The sequence below is a fragment of the Pontibacter sp. HSC-14F20 genome (genome assembly GCF_019599265.1).
Taxonomy (GTDB): domain Bacteria; phylum Bacteroidota; class Bacteroidia; order Cytophagales; family Hymenobacteraceae; genus Pontibacter.
Genome location: NZ_JAHZTC010000001.1, coordinates 424794 through 438471, shown reverse-complemented (window position 1 = coordinate 438471; position 13678 = coordinate 424794). Strand labels below are relative to the sequence as shown.

Annotated in this window: 18 protein-coding genes; 13 read left to right on the top strand and 5 right to left on the bottom strand. The window is 49.0% G+C overall.

The features are described 5' to 3' along the window. The first annotated feature begins 20 nt into the window (after nucleotides 1-20). The 7 genes from K3G39_RS01990 (at nucleotide 21) to K3G39_RS01960 (ending at nucleotide 5633) form a co-directional block, all read left to right on the top strand. Nucleotides 21-902 carry a DUF58 domain-containing protein gene (locus tag K3G39_RS01990; protein WP_220624479.1) on the top strand — a complete coding sequence of 294 codons (882 nt, stop codon included), beginning with the start codon at nucleotides 21-23 and terminating at the stop codon, nucleotides 900-902. Next, on the top strand, nucleotides 895-1806 hold the full coding sequence (locus tag K3G39_RS01985) for a hypothetical protein (RefSeq protein ID WP_220624478.1): 912 nt from the start codon (nucleotides 895-897) through the stop codon (nucleotides 1804-1806). Before K3G39_RS01990 ends, K3G39_RS01985 begins: the two co-directional genes overlap by 8 nt. Continuing rightward, nucleotides 1787-2839: a VWA domain-containing protein gene (locus tag K3G39_RS01980; protein ID WP_220624477.1), complete on the top strand. Its 1053-nt coding sequence runs from the start codon at nucleotides 1787-1789 to the stop codon at nucleotides 2837-2839. The genes K3G39_RS01985 and K3G39_RS01980 overlap by 20 nt, the downstream gene beginning before the upstream one ends. Before the next feature lie 149 nt (nucleotides 2840-2988). Further along, nucleotides 2989-3675, top strand: coding sequence for a YggS family pyridoxal phosphate-dependent enzyme (locus K3G39_RS01975; protein WP_220624476.1), 687 nt, complete (start codon nucleotides 2989-2991; stop codon nucleotides 3673-3675). A 42-nt stretch (nucleotides 3676-3717) separates the two neighbouring features. Then, entirely contained in the window at nucleotides 3718-4173 is a 456-nt protein-coding gene (locus tag K3G39_RS01970; protein WP_220624475.1) for a DUF2750 domain-containing protein, read from the top strand. 108 nt (nucleotides 4174-4281) lie between these two features. Further along, complete coding sequence (locus tag K3G39_RS01965; protein WP_220624474.1) at nucleotides 4282-5199, top strand: glycerophosphodiester phosphodiesterase; 918 nt, start codon at nucleotides 4282-4284, stop codon at nucleotides 5197-5199. Between the two features lie 56 nt (nucleotides 5200-5255). Continuing rightward, entirely contained in the window at nucleotides 5256-5633 is a 378-nt protein-coding gene (locus tag K3G39_RS01960; RefSeq protein ID WP_370627173.1) for a DUF423 domain-containing protein, read from the top strand. Between the two features lie 77 nt (nucleotides 5634-5710). Here the strand turns inward: K3G39_RS01960 and K3G39_RS01955 are convergent, their stop codons facing one another. From K3G39_RS01955 to K3G39_RS01945, 3 genes are all read right to left on the bottom strand, one after another. Next, on the bottom strand, nucleotides 5711-6154 hold the full coding sequence (locus K3G39_RS01955; RefSeq protein WP_220624473.1) for a DUF1573 domain-containing protein: 444 nt from the start codon (nucleotides 6152-6154) through the stop codon (nucleotides 5711-5713). Between the two features lie 79 nt (nucleotides 6155-6233). Then, nucleotides 6234-7640 carry an ATP-dependent RecD-like DNA helicase gene (locus K3G39_RS01950; RefSeq protein ID WP_220624472.1) on the bottom strand — a complete coding sequence of 469 codons (1407 nt, stop codon included), beginning with the start codon at nucleotides 7638-7640 and terminating at the stop codon, nucleotides 6234-6236. A gap of 127 nt (nucleotides 7641-7767) precedes the next feature. Then, nucleotides 7768-8220: a PaaI family thioesterase gene (locus K3G39_RS01945; protein ID WP_220624471.1), complete on the bottom strand. Its 453-nt coding sequence runs from the start codon at nucleotides 8218-8220 to the stop codon at nucleotides 7768-7770. Between the two features lie 37 nt (nucleotides 8221-8257). Here K3G39_RS01945 and K3G39_RS01940 point away from each other — a divergent pair, with 37 nt between their 5' ends. From K3G39_RS01940 to coaD, 3 genes are all read left to right on the top strand, one after another. Next, nucleotides 8258-8740, top strand: coding sequence for an NUDIX domain-containing protein (locus K3G39_RS01940; RefSeq protein WP_220624470.1), 483 nt, complete (start codon nucleotides 8258-8260; stop codon nucleotides 8738-8740). A gap of 71 nt (nucleotides 8741-8811) precedes the next feature. Continuing rightward, nucleotides 8812-9693, top strand: a complete 882-nt coding sequence (locus K3G39_RS01935) for a DUF3822 family protein (protein WP_220624469.1) — start codon at nucleotides 8812-8814, stop codon at nucleotides 9691-9693. Nucleotides 9694-9885: 192 nt separating this feature from the next. After that, entirely contained in the window at nucleotides 9886-10365 is a 480-nt protein-coding gene (gene coaD, locus K3G39_RS01930; RefSeq protein WP_220624468.1) for a pantetheine-phosphate adenylyltransferase, read from the top strand. On the opposite strand, the gene K3G39_RS01925 is transcribed toward coaD, so the two are convergent. Further along, nucleotides 10319-10999, bottom strand: a complete 681-nt coding sequence (locus tag K3G39_RS01925) for an NUDIX hydrolase (protein WP_220624467.1) — start codon at nucleotides 10997-10999, stop codon at nucleotides 10319-10321. The two genes, coaD and K3G39_RS01925, sit on opposite strands and share 47 nt — an antisense overlap. Before the next feature lie 109 nt (nucleotides 11000-11108). Here K3G39_RS01925 and pyrE point away from each other — a divergent pair, with 109 nt between their 5' ends. Together pyrE and K3G39_RS01915 are read left to right on the top strand one after the other, a co-directional pair. Then, nucleotides 11109-11747 carry an orotate phosphoribosyltransferase gene (gene pyrE / locus K3G39_RS01920; RefSeq protein ID WP_220624466.1) on the top strand — a complete coding sequence of 213 codons (639 nt, stop codon included), beginning with the start codon at nucleotides 11109-11111 and terminating at the stop codon, nucleotides 11745-11747. A gap of 13 nt (nucleotides 11748-11760) precedes the next feature. Continuing rightward, on the top strand, nucleotides 11761-12258 hold the full coding sequence (locus K3G39_RS01915; RefSeq protein ID WP_220624465.1) for a metallophosphoesterase: 498 nt from the start codon (nucleotides 11761-11763) through the stop codon (nucleotides 12256-12258). A 107-nt stretch (nucleotides 12259-12365) separates the two neighbouring features. Here the strand turns inward: K3G39_RS01915 and K3G39_RS01910 are convergent, their stop codons facing one another. After that, nucleotides 12366-12548 carry a hypothetical protein gene (locus K3G39_RS01910; protein ID WP_040574265.1) on the bottom strand — a complete coding sequence of 61 codons (183 nt, stop codon included), beginning with the start codon at nucleotides 12546-12548 and terminating at the stop codon, nucleotides 12366-12368. 79 nt (nucleotides 12549-12627) lie between these two features. On the opposite strand from K3G39_RS01910, the gene K3G39_RS01905 reads away from it, so the two are divergent. Next, nucleotides 12628-13662: a low specificity L-threonine aldolase gene (locus tag K3G39_RS01905; RefSeq protein WP_220624464.1), complete on the top strand. Its 1035-nt coding sequence runs from the start codon at nucleotides 12628-12630 to the stop codon at nucleotides 13660-13662. Nucleotides 13663-13678: the final 16 nt, after the last annotated feature.

The window sequence follows — 13678 nt, the reverse complement described above, 5'->3', positions numbered from 1 at the left end:
TGAGGCAAAGCCCCTACTCTATGAAGGAACTTGTTCAAAAGCTGCGCAAGTACGAGATACGCATACGCAAAGCCATCAACACCCAGATGCAGGGCGACTTTCACTCCGTTTTTAAAGGAACGGGGCTGGAGTTTGATGACGTGCGCTCCTACCAGTACGGCGACGATGTACGCTCAATCGACTGGAACGTATCGGCCAAGGGACAAGGCACCTTCGTGAAAACCTACCGGGAGGAAAAAGAGCAATCCGTTTTTCTGATGCTCGATGTGAGCGCTTCACAGACTGTGGGAACTGGCCGCCAGCACAAACTGGACGTCGGGAAAGAGATCTGCGGTGTACTTGCCCTCGCTGCCGCCCGCCAGCAAAGCCAGATCGGTATTATTTGTTTCAGTGATCAGAAGGAGAAATACATCAAACCCGCTAAAGGAATAGAGCAGGCGTATACCTTGATCAAGGCACTGCACGAACTGAAACCAAAGTCCGTTAAAACCAACCTGGCCGCTGGCATTAAATTGACACTTGATATCGTTAAGCGCCGTAGCATTATTCTGCTGATCTCCGATTTTATTGATGTGAACTACGAAAGGGAACTGGCCATGCTGGCAAAGCGGCACGACCTGATCGTTATTCAACTACTTGACCTGCGTGAACGCAACATGCCGAGTCTGGGCATTGTGCCGGTAGTTGATAAAGAATCTGGAAAGACAATCTGGCTCAACACTTCAGGTGCGGAGTTTAAAGAGCATTATTTTGCCCAGTATAAACAGAACCAGGACAGAGTGATCAGAATCTGCCAGAAATATCAAGCCAACTACCTGGCCATCCAGGCCAACGAAGACTATGTCATGCAGCTGGTGAACCTGTTCCGACTCCGTAACCGAACATCCAAGAAAAGTGCGTAAAGTTCTGCTTACATTTTTCTGTTTGATGTCCGTGGGCACGCAGGCGCAGCAGTTGCTCCCACCAGCAGGTAGCTTCAGCAAAGACTCTGTATTTATCGGGGAACTTGTGCGCTATACCCTGGTGCACCGGCACCCGGCTGCGCAGGAAATCATATTGCCAGACTCCAGCTACAATTTCGCTCCCTTCGAACTGGTGCGACAGGAATATTACCCAACCACCACGCGTGCGGGTATCAGCACGGACAGTACCGTCTATACCTTGCGCACCTTCGAGACAGCGCCTGTGCAGTCGCTTGAACTGCCGGCCATTGTGTTGCAGGGCAAAGATACGCTGCAGGTCTTGTCGGCTAAGCAATCGGTGGTGTTGCGCCAGTTGGTGCATCAGGTTTCCACGCCACTTCAGCTCCGCACGCAAACCACACTTGCGCAGGTAGAAGAGCGATTTGACTGGCCTATTCTTTTACTCTGGATCATTACCATTTCAGCATTTGTTACATTGGTATGGCTGGTGTTCGGACAGAAGATCAAGATAAAATATCAGCTATACCGGCTCCGTAAAGATCACTTGTACTTCAACTCCAGGTATAACTCCCATGTCGACCGTTTTGTGAAAACGGGGGTGCCGACCAGTATGGAGAAAGCTGTGGCACTTTGGAAAAACTACCTGACCAAACTGGAACGAAGCGCTATTAACTCCTTCACCACAAAAGAGATTGTGGAATACTACAATGATGATGAACAGGTAAACGTGGCGCTGCGATTATGTGACAAGGCCATTTACGGCAACGTTACGGCTGAACCCGATCAGGAAACAAACCAGGCATTGAGCATGCTGCGCCGTTTTGCCCGCAGCCGCTACAAGACACACCGCGAAATAACTGGAAATGCTAGAAATAAGCAATGACATGCTGGACTGGCTGAGCCTGGAGTGGTTTAGCCTGAGTACAATGCGCTCCTTCGACTGGGTATACCCGCTGGTGCTGTATGCGCTGCCGGTAGTGCCTCTTATTTTCATAGTCAAAGGTTTGCTCCGGTTTAAGTCGCGCAGTAAGCTGGACATGGCCATGTTTGAAGGCACTGTGCGCTGGCAATGGTCGAGTCTGCTCCGTTTTGTGCCGGAAGTGATTTATATGCTGTTTGTGATGCTCGTGCTGCTAGCCCTGGCCCGTCCACAGCGTATAAACGAGCAGCTGGAGCAAACATCCGAAGGTATAGACATTGTGCTGGTACTGGACGTGTCAGGCTCCATGGAACTGGAGGACATCAAACCAAGCCGTCTGGAAGCAGCCAAAGACGTTGCGGTAGACTTTATAAATGGACGTGTGGCTGACCGGATTGGAGTTGTGGTATTTGCCGGCGATGCCTATTCCCTGGCTCCGCTCACTACCGACTACGAACTGTTACGCGAGAGCATCCGCTCCATCGAGAATGGGATGATTCCGAACGACGGCACAGCCATAGGCAGCGCTCTGGCCGTGGCCATCAACCGCATGCGCGAATCCAATGCCAAGACCAAGGTAGCCATACTGATCAGCGATGGCGAGAACACAGCTGGCAGTTTGGACCCGAACATGGCCGCCCGCCTGGCTTACGCCCATCAGATCAAGGTATACACAATCGGAATCGGGAAAGATGGCCTCGTGCCCTACGACGTGGATGCCAATGGCAAAACCTTGTTAGTCGAAACGCAGTTAGACGAAAAAAGTCTGCGCGAAATATCGGATACAGGCGAAGGTCAATTTTTCCGGGCCGACTCGCGCGACGGTTTGCAGGAGGTATTCCGAAACATCAACCAGTATGAGAAAACAGAGGTTCGCGAAAAACGCTTCCGGGACACCTACGACTACTACCAGGTATACCTGAAGTGGGCGCTGCTGTTGCTTGTGACCTGGATGCTGCTGAAAAACACCTTTATGACCAATGTGCTGGAAGACTAGGAAGTTAGAGAGTTGGGGAATTTAGGAGTTTGATAGATACTCTTTTGCTATACCTTAAAACTGCTTTTGATACAGGTATAGCGCATGCCTGATAGCTATACCTGACGCAATTAAGTGCTAGAATTACATTGAATACACCACATAAAACTATGTCTGTAATTGCTGATAATATCCGTTTTTTTGACGAAAAACTGCGCGACACTCCCTGCCGCCTGGTAGCTGTTTCTAAAACCCATGCTCCTGAAAAAATCATGGAAGCCTATGATACAGGACATCGTATTTTCGGGGAGAACAAAGTGCAGGAACTGCTGGAAAAGCGGGATCAATTGCCACACGATATTGCTTGGCACCTCATCGGGCACCTGCAGACCAATAAAGTAAAACAGATCGCTCAGTTCATTGATACTATTCAGTCAGTCGACAGCCTGAAGTTGCTGGTGGAAATCAACAAGAGAGCCGAGCAGTTTAACCGCACCCTGCCAGTTAACTGCATGCTGCAATTCGATATTGCTGACGAGGAAACCAAGTATGGTATGCGATATGAAGATGCCGTTGCGCTGCTGCAGAGTGAAGAGTACCGCAACATGCATTTCATCCGTATTACGGGGGTGATGGGCATCGCCACAAATACCGAAAACCAGGAAAAACTCCGGGGCGAATTCCGGACCCTGCGCGGTTATTTCGAAAAGCTGAAAGAAACATTCTTTGCCGGTAATGACGACTTCAAAGAGATATCGATGGGCATGACATCGGACTGGGAACTGGCTTTGGCTGAGGGCAGTACGTTTATACGTGTCGGCAGTGGCATATTTGGTACTCGCAATTACAACAAATAATCATACCTTACACCATCTTTTCACGCTAAACCAACCATCACCATGCAAGAGAACACCAACGAGAACATGGAAGCCAATTACAGAAAATTCATCCAGCGCATCGTAGATACTGAGAGCGTTTGGGGATTGACACATGACGATACCTGGGCTACTTCCAGTTCTGCCGAATACGAAGATGCGGAAGTAATTTTGTTCTGGTCTGATGCTGCCGGTGCTGGTGCATGTGCCGAAGACGATTGGAAAGATTATAAGCCCGAGTCCATCACCCTGGTTGAGTTTTTAGAGAACTGGTGTGTAGGTATGTATGGCGACCAGCTGCTGCTCGGTTCGGATTGGGATGCCAGTCTGGTTGGCCGCGAAATGGAGCCATTGGTGGTAGCACTTGATGTTCTACAGGAATTGAAGCAGAAGGGCAAGACGCTGGAATTCACGCAGTACGACAGCCAGGATGAATTTGAAGAACAAGTGATCGAAGCGTTGGAAAGCGAAGACGAATAAGCTGCAGCGGAAACAGGCGAAGGGCAGGTATAAGAATTAACGATTTCCTAACGGGTATAAGGTATAGCCTTGCTTGTGGATTCGCCTACTTTTCTATCAAAAATTCGCATGCTCAAAGACCTGCTTTTTGCCTCTTTCCTATACCTGCTAAGCTCCTGCACCATGCCAGCACAACAAGGCGCTATACCGGACAACACAGTCCGTCACCTGCCCGCTTTCGATCTGGAAGGCCACCGGGGTGCCCGTGGACTGATGCCTGAGAATACCATCCCAGCCATGATCCGGGCACTGGAATTGGGTATAACCACGCTGGAAATGGACACGCACATCACCAAAGACAAGCAAGTGGTGTTGTCCCATGACCCGTACATCAATCACGAGCACGACCTACTGCCCGATGGCAGCGAAATACCTGCTGCTGATAAGCATAAGTATGTGCTTTACCAGATGGATTATGCAACCATCAGGACCTTCGATGCGGGTTCAAAATTCTATAAAAAATTTCCGCAGCAGGAGAAACTTCCGACCTACAAACCCCTCCTCTCCGACCTGATTGACTCGGTGCAAACTTACCTGCAGCAGCAGAACTTACCACAGGTATACTACAACATCGAAACAAAATCAAAGCCGAGTGGCGTTGGCAAATGGCATCCTTCTCCGGAAGAGTTTGTGACCCTGCTGATGGATGTGATAGATAAGAAAGGTATTGCCGAATGGATCATCATTCAGTCATTTGATGTGCGTACGCTGCAGGTGCTGCGCCAGCATTATCCTCATATCAAAACTTCCCTGCTGGTTGAAAACATAAAGGGTCTGAACAAGAACCTGGAAGCACTCGGTTTTATACCTGACATCTACAGCCCTTATTATAAACTCTTGACCCCAAAGCTGATCAAGGCTTGCCATGCCCAGGGTATGAAGGTTGTTCCCTGGACTATCAACGAGTTGCAGGAGATGCAGCGGTTAAAAGAGATGGGCGTAGACGGCCTGATCTCTGATTACCCGAACTTGTACCCGGAATTATGAAATGGTGGATTTATGTTGGAAATTAGCGTCATATAAAACCAAACCTTTATTTACTCGTGACTCAAAAAGCCATACTCTTAATAGCCAGTGCCTTCGGAGCACTTAGTGTAATGATCGGTGCCTTCGGAGCGCATGCCCTGGCACCTATGCTGCGTGCTACCAACCGTGTAGAGACCTTTGAAACGGCCGTGAAATACCAGATGTACCATACCCTGGCACTGCTGGCAGTGGGGCTGCTGTTATTTAAAGTAGAGCATCCTGCCCTGCAGCTTGCTGCCTGGGCTTTCTTGATCGGCATATTTATTTTCTCGGGATCACTCTATACCTTGGTACTGACCGGCGTGACCTGGTTGGGTGCCATCACACCACTCGGTGGAACGGCCTTGATTGTAGGCTGGGCTGCTTTGTTCTACGCTGTTTTGAAAGCGCTTTAAGGTATAGGATGTCAATAAAATAGAAAGGCTCCCGGCAGATAACCGGGAGCCTTTCTATTTTATGAAGGTAAAACAACTTACTGTGCTTTCGCGGCAGAAGCTGATTTCTCTTTGATATTGGTCACGATGTAAACGTAGGTTGGTTCGCCTGTGTTAGAATGGATCGTGATGGCTTTCTTTTGCTGTCCCATACGACCGGCGCTGTTATACTTTGCCTTTACGAAACCGGTCTTGCCCGGCATCACCGCTTCTTTGGTCCAGTCAGGGGACGTACAGCCGCAGGTTACGTCTACACGGTCGATGATGAGCGGCTGTGTGCCTGTGTTCGTGAAAGTGAAGGTATGTTCCACCACATCACCTTGCGTGATCTCACCAAAGTTGTGCTCAGTTGACTCAAAAGAAATGGCAGGACCTGATTTGGCCTGTGCCTGCGGAGCAGCTGTTTGCTTGGCAGGACCTTGCGCTACGGCACCACCGGCTACCAGTGCCGCCATTGCAAAAGACAGGATTAATTTTTTCATACGTATAAAGGGTTTAGCTATTGCTGTTACGATTTGGCTGTTGTTAAGTTCTAACGTTTTGGCAGACCATCCAAATATATCAGTCAACCAATAGTTGCTTGCTAAAGTTCAGCAGGTATAGCTCTTCCGACGATCGGGTAAGCGCCGTATATAGCCAGCGGGTAAATTCCTCATTCACCATATCATCCTTCAAAAATCCCTGATCTACAAACACCGCTTTCCACTGGCCACCCTGTGCTTTATGACAGGTCAGGGCGTAAGCGAACTTCACTTGCAACGCATTCAGGTAGGGGTTTTGTTTTATTTCCTTTGACCGCTCGCGTTTGTTTTTGATGTCCAGGTAATCCTGCAGCACCGCATCGTACAGCTTCTTATTCTGGTCGGCTGGCAAGGCCGGAGCGTCGGTATAAAGCGTGTCGAGCATGATTTTCACTTCGATTTCTTCCTCCTCCGGATAGTCGACAAAGCGCACCCGCACATCGGCAAAGCGAAGGTCGTACATGTCTTCATAACGGATGATCTTGGTGATCTCCACAAAGTCGCCGTTGGCCATAAATCCAATATTAGACTCTTTTGGTAACCAGAAATAATTGTTCCGCACGATCATCAGAAAATCCCCTACTCCTATCTCATCTTCAGAGAAAAAGATCTGGCGCCGGATGTGCTGGTTATACAGGTTAGCAGACTTGTTGGAACGACAGATTACGATAGAATTCTCGACGCCGAATTTATCATATGCATAGCGCAGTCCGTCTTCCAGCTTTTCGCCGGTCATGCGGTAAATGTCGCGCCAGCCTTTGGTATGTAGCTTAATGTCGGGCTTGTCGCCTTGCAACTGATCGCGCAGCTGCGTAGCGTTCATGAGTATTCCTGATGACTCTGCCTGCCGCATAACTTGGCGCAGCTCCAGTTCATGTACCTGGCAACGGAAGTTCTGTTTTAGATAGTCTGCATTCAACGCCGGACTCAGCGCCTGGTTAACCGGTGGTAACTGGGCCGTGTCACCAATCAGCAGCAGTTTGTTACTTTTATTCTCAAATACATAGCCCATCAGGTCCCGTAGCAAACCATTCTGCCCAAAACCACTGTCATCCGAAATCATGGAGGACTCGTCTACGATGTAAAAAGTCTTGTCCGCCTTATTCGGTATGCGGGTGAAAGCCAGTCCTTCAGAATATGGGTTAGCGGTCTGCCGGTAGATTTTTTTGTGAATGGTGAAGGCTTTGCGGCCGCTGTATGAGGCCATCACCTTGGCTGCGCGACCGGTTGGCGCCAGCAGCACATATTTATATCCGAAAGTTCGGAGAATCTTCACCAGTGAAGTAACAACCGTGGTTTTACCTGTACCGGCATAGCCTTTGAGCAAAAACACCGACTTCTCAGCTTCGGAATCCATTATGAATTCGTCAAGCTTCGCAAAAAGGCGTGCCTGGTCCTGGGTAGGCTCAAACGGAAAACTTGTTCTAAGTGCCTCTACTGGACGCATATTTTTAGTTTAGGAGTTAATGAGTTAGGGAATTTGAGAGTTAGGGAAATTAAATTGCTGGATGATTAGGAGCTGTTTTAAGCACTTCCATATCTGATACCTCCTAAACTCTTCAACACTTAAATTTTTAATCTCTCTTAAGCTCCTCAGGTGCGATATTGGCCATGGAAGCGCTGGCTTTGGCGATCAACAGGGGCTCCTGCGCACCTTTTACCACGTATACCTCGGCCTCACAGAAATTAAGTTTGCGTCCCTGCTTCAGCACATAACCTTTGGCCAGTAATTTATCACCCACTCCAGGATGGAAGTAGGATACTTTGATCTCGGCCGTTACTACATGGTGGCCCTTCGGCACCAGGCTCACGGCAGCAAAACCGGCTACAATGTCGGCCAGCGTTGCGATAACGCCGCCATGCGCGAAGCCTTTGTGCTGCTTGTGCTTTTGTTCCAGCAAAAGTTCACCCTCTACCCTGCCCACTTCTATTTTGGTCACTTCAAAGCCCATGAGTTTCATAAACTCCTGGCGCTCCAGTTTTTCTTTTATATCTGCCCGAAAATCGGGGTTATAGGTCTGAATCATTTTGTAAATTTACCACCTATACCCCGCTATCGCAAACATGAACACACTAAACCCCAATGCCGCTGCCTATGCCGGTAAAGTTAGGCTGCGCGTGTGCGGCATTTGCCTGCAGGACAATAAACTCCTACTCGTACGCCATCAGGCAACGCTCAACAATTCCGCTTTCTGGGCGCCGCCAGGTGGTGGTCTGCAGTATGGCGAGACCGTAGAAGCCTGCCTGGTGCGTGAAGTGCTGGAAGAAACCGGCCTGCAGACGAAAGTAAAGCGTTTTCTGTTCGTCAATGAATTTCTGGAGGAGCCGCTTCAGGCCGTTGAGCTATTTTTTGAGCTGGAGCTAACCGGCGGAAAGTTGGTGACAGGTATAGATCCTGAGGCAAGCGCCGGACAGCAGCTGATAGAGGAGGTAACTTTTCTGAACGTAGAAGAAATACGGCAAATTCCTTTGGCTGACAAACACCGCGTTCTCCATTACCTTTTTTCGCTGGATGATCTGTTTGGAATGCCACATCGCTTTGTGTAGGGATGATCGTTTTACTATATTTTTAGTATACTTGCATAGCACAATATAGTATTACCTGTAGCTCCTATACTTTGAACACCATTAACACGCACTTCCGGCTATCTTACCAACTACAGGACGAAGCTTTTCAGCTTTCGCAAGCAGGCAATTGCAACCTGTACATTGCCCTCAGTTCCAAAGCCATGCGCCTGGCTGTTGCGGATGTGGAGCGCAATAAATTTGTCGCGCTGGAAGATTATGAGCTGATCACTGTCTTTACGCCGCTTCAGATTGCCGAACAACTGCGCCTGATCGCTGATCAAAGCCCTTTTCTGATGGAGCAGCGCTGGCTGGATATTCGCATCAGCGTCAGCAATCAGTTTTTTACCCTCGTTCCGGAAACACTGTTCGACCCGGCCCACCAACAAGATTACCTACGCCTGCACAGCAACCTCGACCCGCAGCAGCACGTCGTCCTTTTCAATCGTGGGCTGGAAGCTGTAAATATTTTCGCTCTCGATGGCGTACTTTACCGTATGGTACAGAGTCTTTTCCCGGAACGCAGCATTCAGTTCACGCACCAGACCAGTGCACTGATTAAAAGTCTGCTTCACCAGACGGACCGCAAGGCTGCCCGCACGATGCACTTGTTTGTGGAGCGCAACTATGTAACAGTGCTGGTGGTAGACGAAAACGGACTGCAGTTCTGCAACGTGTTCCATTACCTGAGCCCGGAAGATTTTATTTACTTCGTTATTTTTGTGATGCAGGAGCAGAAGATGAACCCGGAACAGGAAACCATCACCGCCTGGGGCGACATCACCCCTGACTCCAGCCTTTTCAACATGCTCAAAAAATATATTCGTCAGGTACGCTTCGGCAAACGTCCCACTGACGTGGGCTACAGTTATAAATTCGACGACCTGTTTGAGCACCGCTACTTCGAACTCTTCAGCTTACATTTTAGTGAATAACTTAAATTATAAAATTGTTGATGGTTAAATTGTTAAACTCATCAATCTTAATCTAAAAAGTAACTGCTTTCTTCGTTGAACAAACCATAGCATCGAAAGTCAGATTAGGATAAGATAGACAACAATAACCATCGTCAATTAATAATTTAATCACTAGCCATTTCACTATTTCACTCAATCTCTCAATCAAAAATGAAAAGAGTTGCTATTTTTCCCGGATCGTTCGACCCATTTACTAATGGCCACCTGGACGTGGTGTTGCGTGGTTCTAAAATGTTTGATGAGATCATTATTGCTATCGGCAACAACAGCAGCAAGCAGCGCTACATTCCGGTGGAGAAAATGGTGGAGGTGATTAACGGGGTGTTTAAAGACCAGCCTAACATACAGGCACAGGCATATAAGGGCTTAACAGCAGAATTTGCCCGTGAAGTAGGCGCTACTTTTTTGTTACGTGGGCTGCGCAATACCACTGACTTTGAGTACGAGAACACAATTGCGCAGGCCAACAGGCACATCAACACGGAACTGGAAACGGTATTTCTGATTACTTCACCGGCATTGGCGGCCATCAGTTCTACTATTATTCGCGAGATTCACCGTTTCGGGGGCAATGTGGATGAGTTTATACCTTTCCAGATTTCAGAGATTGGAGATATTCCCGCACAATAAAGGCAATGGAGGTATAGGCTTTGGGTAGCACATCCATGGCCTCCTCCGGTGTCATCCAGCGCACTTCCTCAATAAACTCCTCAGCCTGAGGCTTCATCAAATTGTCGTCGGTACACTCCATCAGATACCAGCTGGTCTTCTTCAGGATCTTTTTACCCTTGTAAGCATAGGAGTGCCAGGTTTTCGGAAGCTTTTCAAGCACCTTTACTTCAATATTACACTCCTCCTCTACCTCACGCAGCGCGCCATCCTGTGCCTTCTCCCCTTTTTCCAGCTTTCCTTTTGGAAGATCCCAAACGCCCAGGCGGTAAATCATCAGAATCTTTCCGTCTTTCAGCACAAGACCACCACCTGCCTTCACAATCTTAAACTGGTCTTTGAGGTGCTCGATCAACTGCTTTTTCTTATTTGCGACTAAGGTAAGCGAGTTCAGCTTTTTCATCTTCTTCACTTCCATCAATCGTATGATGCGGTCAATCAGCTGTGCATCAGCCCGTTTGATCATCACATCCCCTACCAGATCTTTGGACGTGAAGTGGTTATCGGCATCGAGCACCAGGTCGTAATGATGACGGTATACCTTTTCGTTTGATTTCTTGAGGATAAGCGGAATATCGTTAATAAAAACGTTCATAAGGAAAGGTGCTCGTATATCAGGCTTGAAATTTACACAAATCAATCAATATTTCGCTGTAAAGAAAATACAGGTCGGTAAAAAGGGGAAATATTTCTTAAATTCGGCCATGGATAATCAGACGACAGCACATCAGGTTGCCTCTTTCCTGCTGGAAACCGAGGCCGTGAAATTGAGACCAGAGCAGCCCTTTAAGTGGAGCTCCGGTTGGAATTCGCCCATTTATTGCGACAACCGCGTAACCTTATCCTTCCCCTACATCAGGAGCTACATCAAGCAGCAACTGGCCGAATTGATCAGGCAAAATTTTCCGGAGGCTGAAGCCATAGCAGGTGTCGCCACGGCAGGTATAGCGCAGGGTGTCCTCGTAGCTGATCTGCTCGAAATGCCCTTCCTGTACGTTCGTCCGCAGCCAAAAAGCCACGGTATGGCCAACCAGATCGAAGGTAAATTGATTTCGGGTCAGAAAGTGGTAATGGTGGAAGATCTGATCTCGACAGGGGGAAGTTCGCTGAAGGCGGCTGAGGCTGTGCGCTCTGCGGGGGGCAATGTCATCGGAATGGCAGCCATTTTTACCTACGGCTTTGCTTTGGCAGAGAACAATTTCAAGGAAGCAGGTATACCACTGCACTCCCTGAGCGATTACCAGGCGCTGACGGAAGCTGCCCTGCAGAACGGTTATATACCGGAATCGGCCCTGCCAACGCTTGCTGAATGGCGTCAATCACCGGTAACCTGGAAGGTATAAGCAAATAGAAAACATGAAAATAGGCCTCCTCTCTGACACGCACGACTATATAGACGATCAGATCCTGCGCCTGCTTGGCGACCGAGACGAGATCTGGCATGCCGGCGATTTCGGTACTGCCACGGTCGCGGAGCGTCTCAGCGAGGTGGCCCCCCTCCGGGGCGTATACGGCAACATCGACGGACAAGACATCCGGTCGCTATACCCGAAAGTGCTTCGTTTTACCGCAAACGGGCTGGATGTGCTGATGACGCACATCGGTGGTTATCCAGGCAAATACCATCCGGATATCAGGCAGGAGATCAAAGCCAATCCTCCGGGACTCTTTATCACCGGGCACTCGCACATCCTCAAGATCATGCCGGACAAGAGTCTGAACAACCTGCTGCACCTTAATCCGGGAGCGGCTGGCAGGCACGGCTTTCACAAGGTACGCACCATGATACGCTTCTCTATTGAGGCGGGCCAGTTGCGCAATCTGGAGGTGATCGAGCTTGGCAAGAGGGCATAAAAAAAGCGTGCCTGCTGGTGCAAGCACACTTTGAAGTCTTCGAAAAACCCGCCACCCGCAGCTTTCACAGCGTTGGCAGGCAGATGGTTTTACTTTGCCGTAAAAGACTACTCAGCAGAAGCTTCTTCTTCCTTCTTGTTCTTTGGCGCTTCACCGAACTGAGCACGCAACTCGTCCATGTCCACGTTCTTGATAACTGGCGTCAAAAGCAATTGCTTAATTCTGGCAACCTTGTTGTTTGCTCTTGCCTTATTCTTACGGTCTTTTCTTTTAAGTCTAGTAACTCCCATCGTTGCAAAATTTAAATTTGAAGGGCAAAAGTAAGTTATTATTTTTACAAAGTAAAGTATTTACAGCATCAAATTCGATATGACTATAACAGACCTCCGCTCCGACACCGTTACCAAGCCTACTTCAGCCATGCTACAGGCTATGTTTGCCGCCCAGGTGGGCGACGATGTATACGAGGAAGACCCGACCATAAACGCCCTCGAGCAGAAAGCAGCCGCCCTGTTCGGGCTGGAAGCTGGCCTCTTCTGTCCCTCCGGCACCATGACAAACCAGATCGCTATTAAGGCACATACCGAGCCAATGACCGAAGTGATCTGCGACATTACGGCGCATATTTACCAGTATGAAGGCGGCGGCATCATGTTCAACTCTGGCGCTTCTGTGGCACTGGTACACGGCGAACGCGGCAAAATGACGCCGGCCCAGGTAGAGGCACATATCCGCCCCGATAACATCCACTACCCTCCCACCCGCCTGGTGGCCCTGGAGAACACCTGCAACAAAGGCGGTGGCTCCTACTATACCTTACCAGAAATAGCTGCCATAGCGGAGGTATGCAGGCACCATGGCATTGCCCTACACCTGGACGGTGCCCGTGTGTTTAACGCGCTAGTAGCTTCCGGGGAAAGCCCGCAGGAGTACGGTAATTATTTCGATAGCATCTCGATCTGTCTCTCCAAAGGCCTGGGTGCGCCGGTGGGTTCTCTTTTGCTGGGCACTAGGGACTTCATCAAAAAATCGCGCCGCATACGTAAAGTGTTTGGTGGCGGCATCCGGCAGGGTGGCTATCTGGCAGCGGCTGGTATCTACGCACTCGACAATCATGTGGAGCGTCTGGTTGAAGATCATCAGAAAGCAAAAGCGATTGAGGTGGTACTGCGTGAAGCAAACTATGTCGATTTTGTGATGCCAGTACAAACCAACATCGTCATTTTCAAGCTCAACGACAGGTATAAAGATGCAGATTTTGTAGCGGCTCTAGCTGAGAACAATATACGAACATCCAGCTTCGGACCTCAGATGGTGCGCTTCGTTACGCACCTGGATGTGAGCGATGAGATGCTGCAGCATGTGCTACAGGTATTGCAAACACTTAACCACAAACAGGTATAGCTCCGGCTATACCTGT

Excerpts from the sequence above, each read along its gene's own strand:
- K3G39_RS01940 (WP_220624470.1), top strand. The coding sequence starts at position 8,258 with ATGAACACACTAAACCCCAATGCCGCTGCCTATGCCGGTAAAGTTAGG.
- K3G39_RS01915 (WP_220624465.1), top strand. The coding sequence starts at position 11,761 with ATGAAAATAGGCCTCCTCTCTGACACGCACGACTATATAGACGATCAG.
- K3G39_RS01955 (WP_220624473.1), bottom strand. The coding sequence starts at position 6,154 with ATGAAAAAATTAATCCTGTCTTTTGCAATGGCGGCACTGGTAGCCGGT.
- K3G39_RS01970 (WP_220624475.1), top strand. The coding sequence starts at position 3,718 with ATGCAAGAGAACACCAACGAGAACATGGAAGCCAATTACAGAAAATTC.
- K3G39_RS01945 (WP_220624471.1), bottom strand. The coding sequence starts at position 8,220 with ATGATTCAGACCTATAACCCCGATTTTCGGGCAGATATAAAAGAAAAA.
- K3G39_RS01905 (WP_220624464.1), top strand. The coding sequence starts at position 12,628 with ATGACTATAACAGACCTCCGCTCCGACACCGTTACCAAGCCTACTTCA.
- K3G39_RS01925 (WP_220624467.1), bottom strand. The coding sequence starts at position 10,999 with ATGAACGTTTTTATTAACGATATTCCGCTTATCCTCAAGAAATCAAAC.
- K3G39_RS01965 (WP_220624474.1), top strand. The coding sequence starts at position 4,282 with ATGCTCAAAGACCTGCTTTTTGCCTCTTTCCTATACCTGCTAAGCTCC.
- pyrE (WP_220624466.1), top strand. The coding sequence starts at position 11,109 with ATGGATAATCAGACGACAGCACATCAGGTTGCCTCTTTCCTGCTGGAA.
- K3G39_RS01910 (WP_040574265.1), bottom strand. The coding sequence starts at position 12,548 with ATGGGAGTTACTAGACTTAAAAGAAAAGACCGTAAGAATAAGGCAAGA.
- K3G39_RS01950 (WP_220624472.1), bottom strand. The coding sequence starts at position 7,640 with ATGCGTCCAGTAGAGGCACTTAGAACAAGTTTTCCGTTTGAGCCTACC.
- coaD (WP_220624468.1), top strand. The coding sequence starts at position 9,886 with ATGAAAAGAGTTGCTATTTTTCCCGGATCGTTCGACCCATTTACTAAT.
- K3G39_RS01975 (WP_220624476.1), top strand. The coding sequence starts at position 2,989 with ATGTCTGTAATTGCTGATAATATCCGTTTTTTTGACGAAAAACTGCGC.
- K3G39_RS01980 (WP_220624477.1), top strand. The coding sequence starts at position 1,787 with ATGCTAGAAATAAGCAATGACATGCTGGACTGGCTGAGCCTGGAGTGG.
- K3G39_RS01990 (WP_220624479.1), top strand. The coding sequence starts at position 21 with ATGAAGGAACTTGTTCAAAAGCTGCGCAAGTACGAGATACGCATACGC.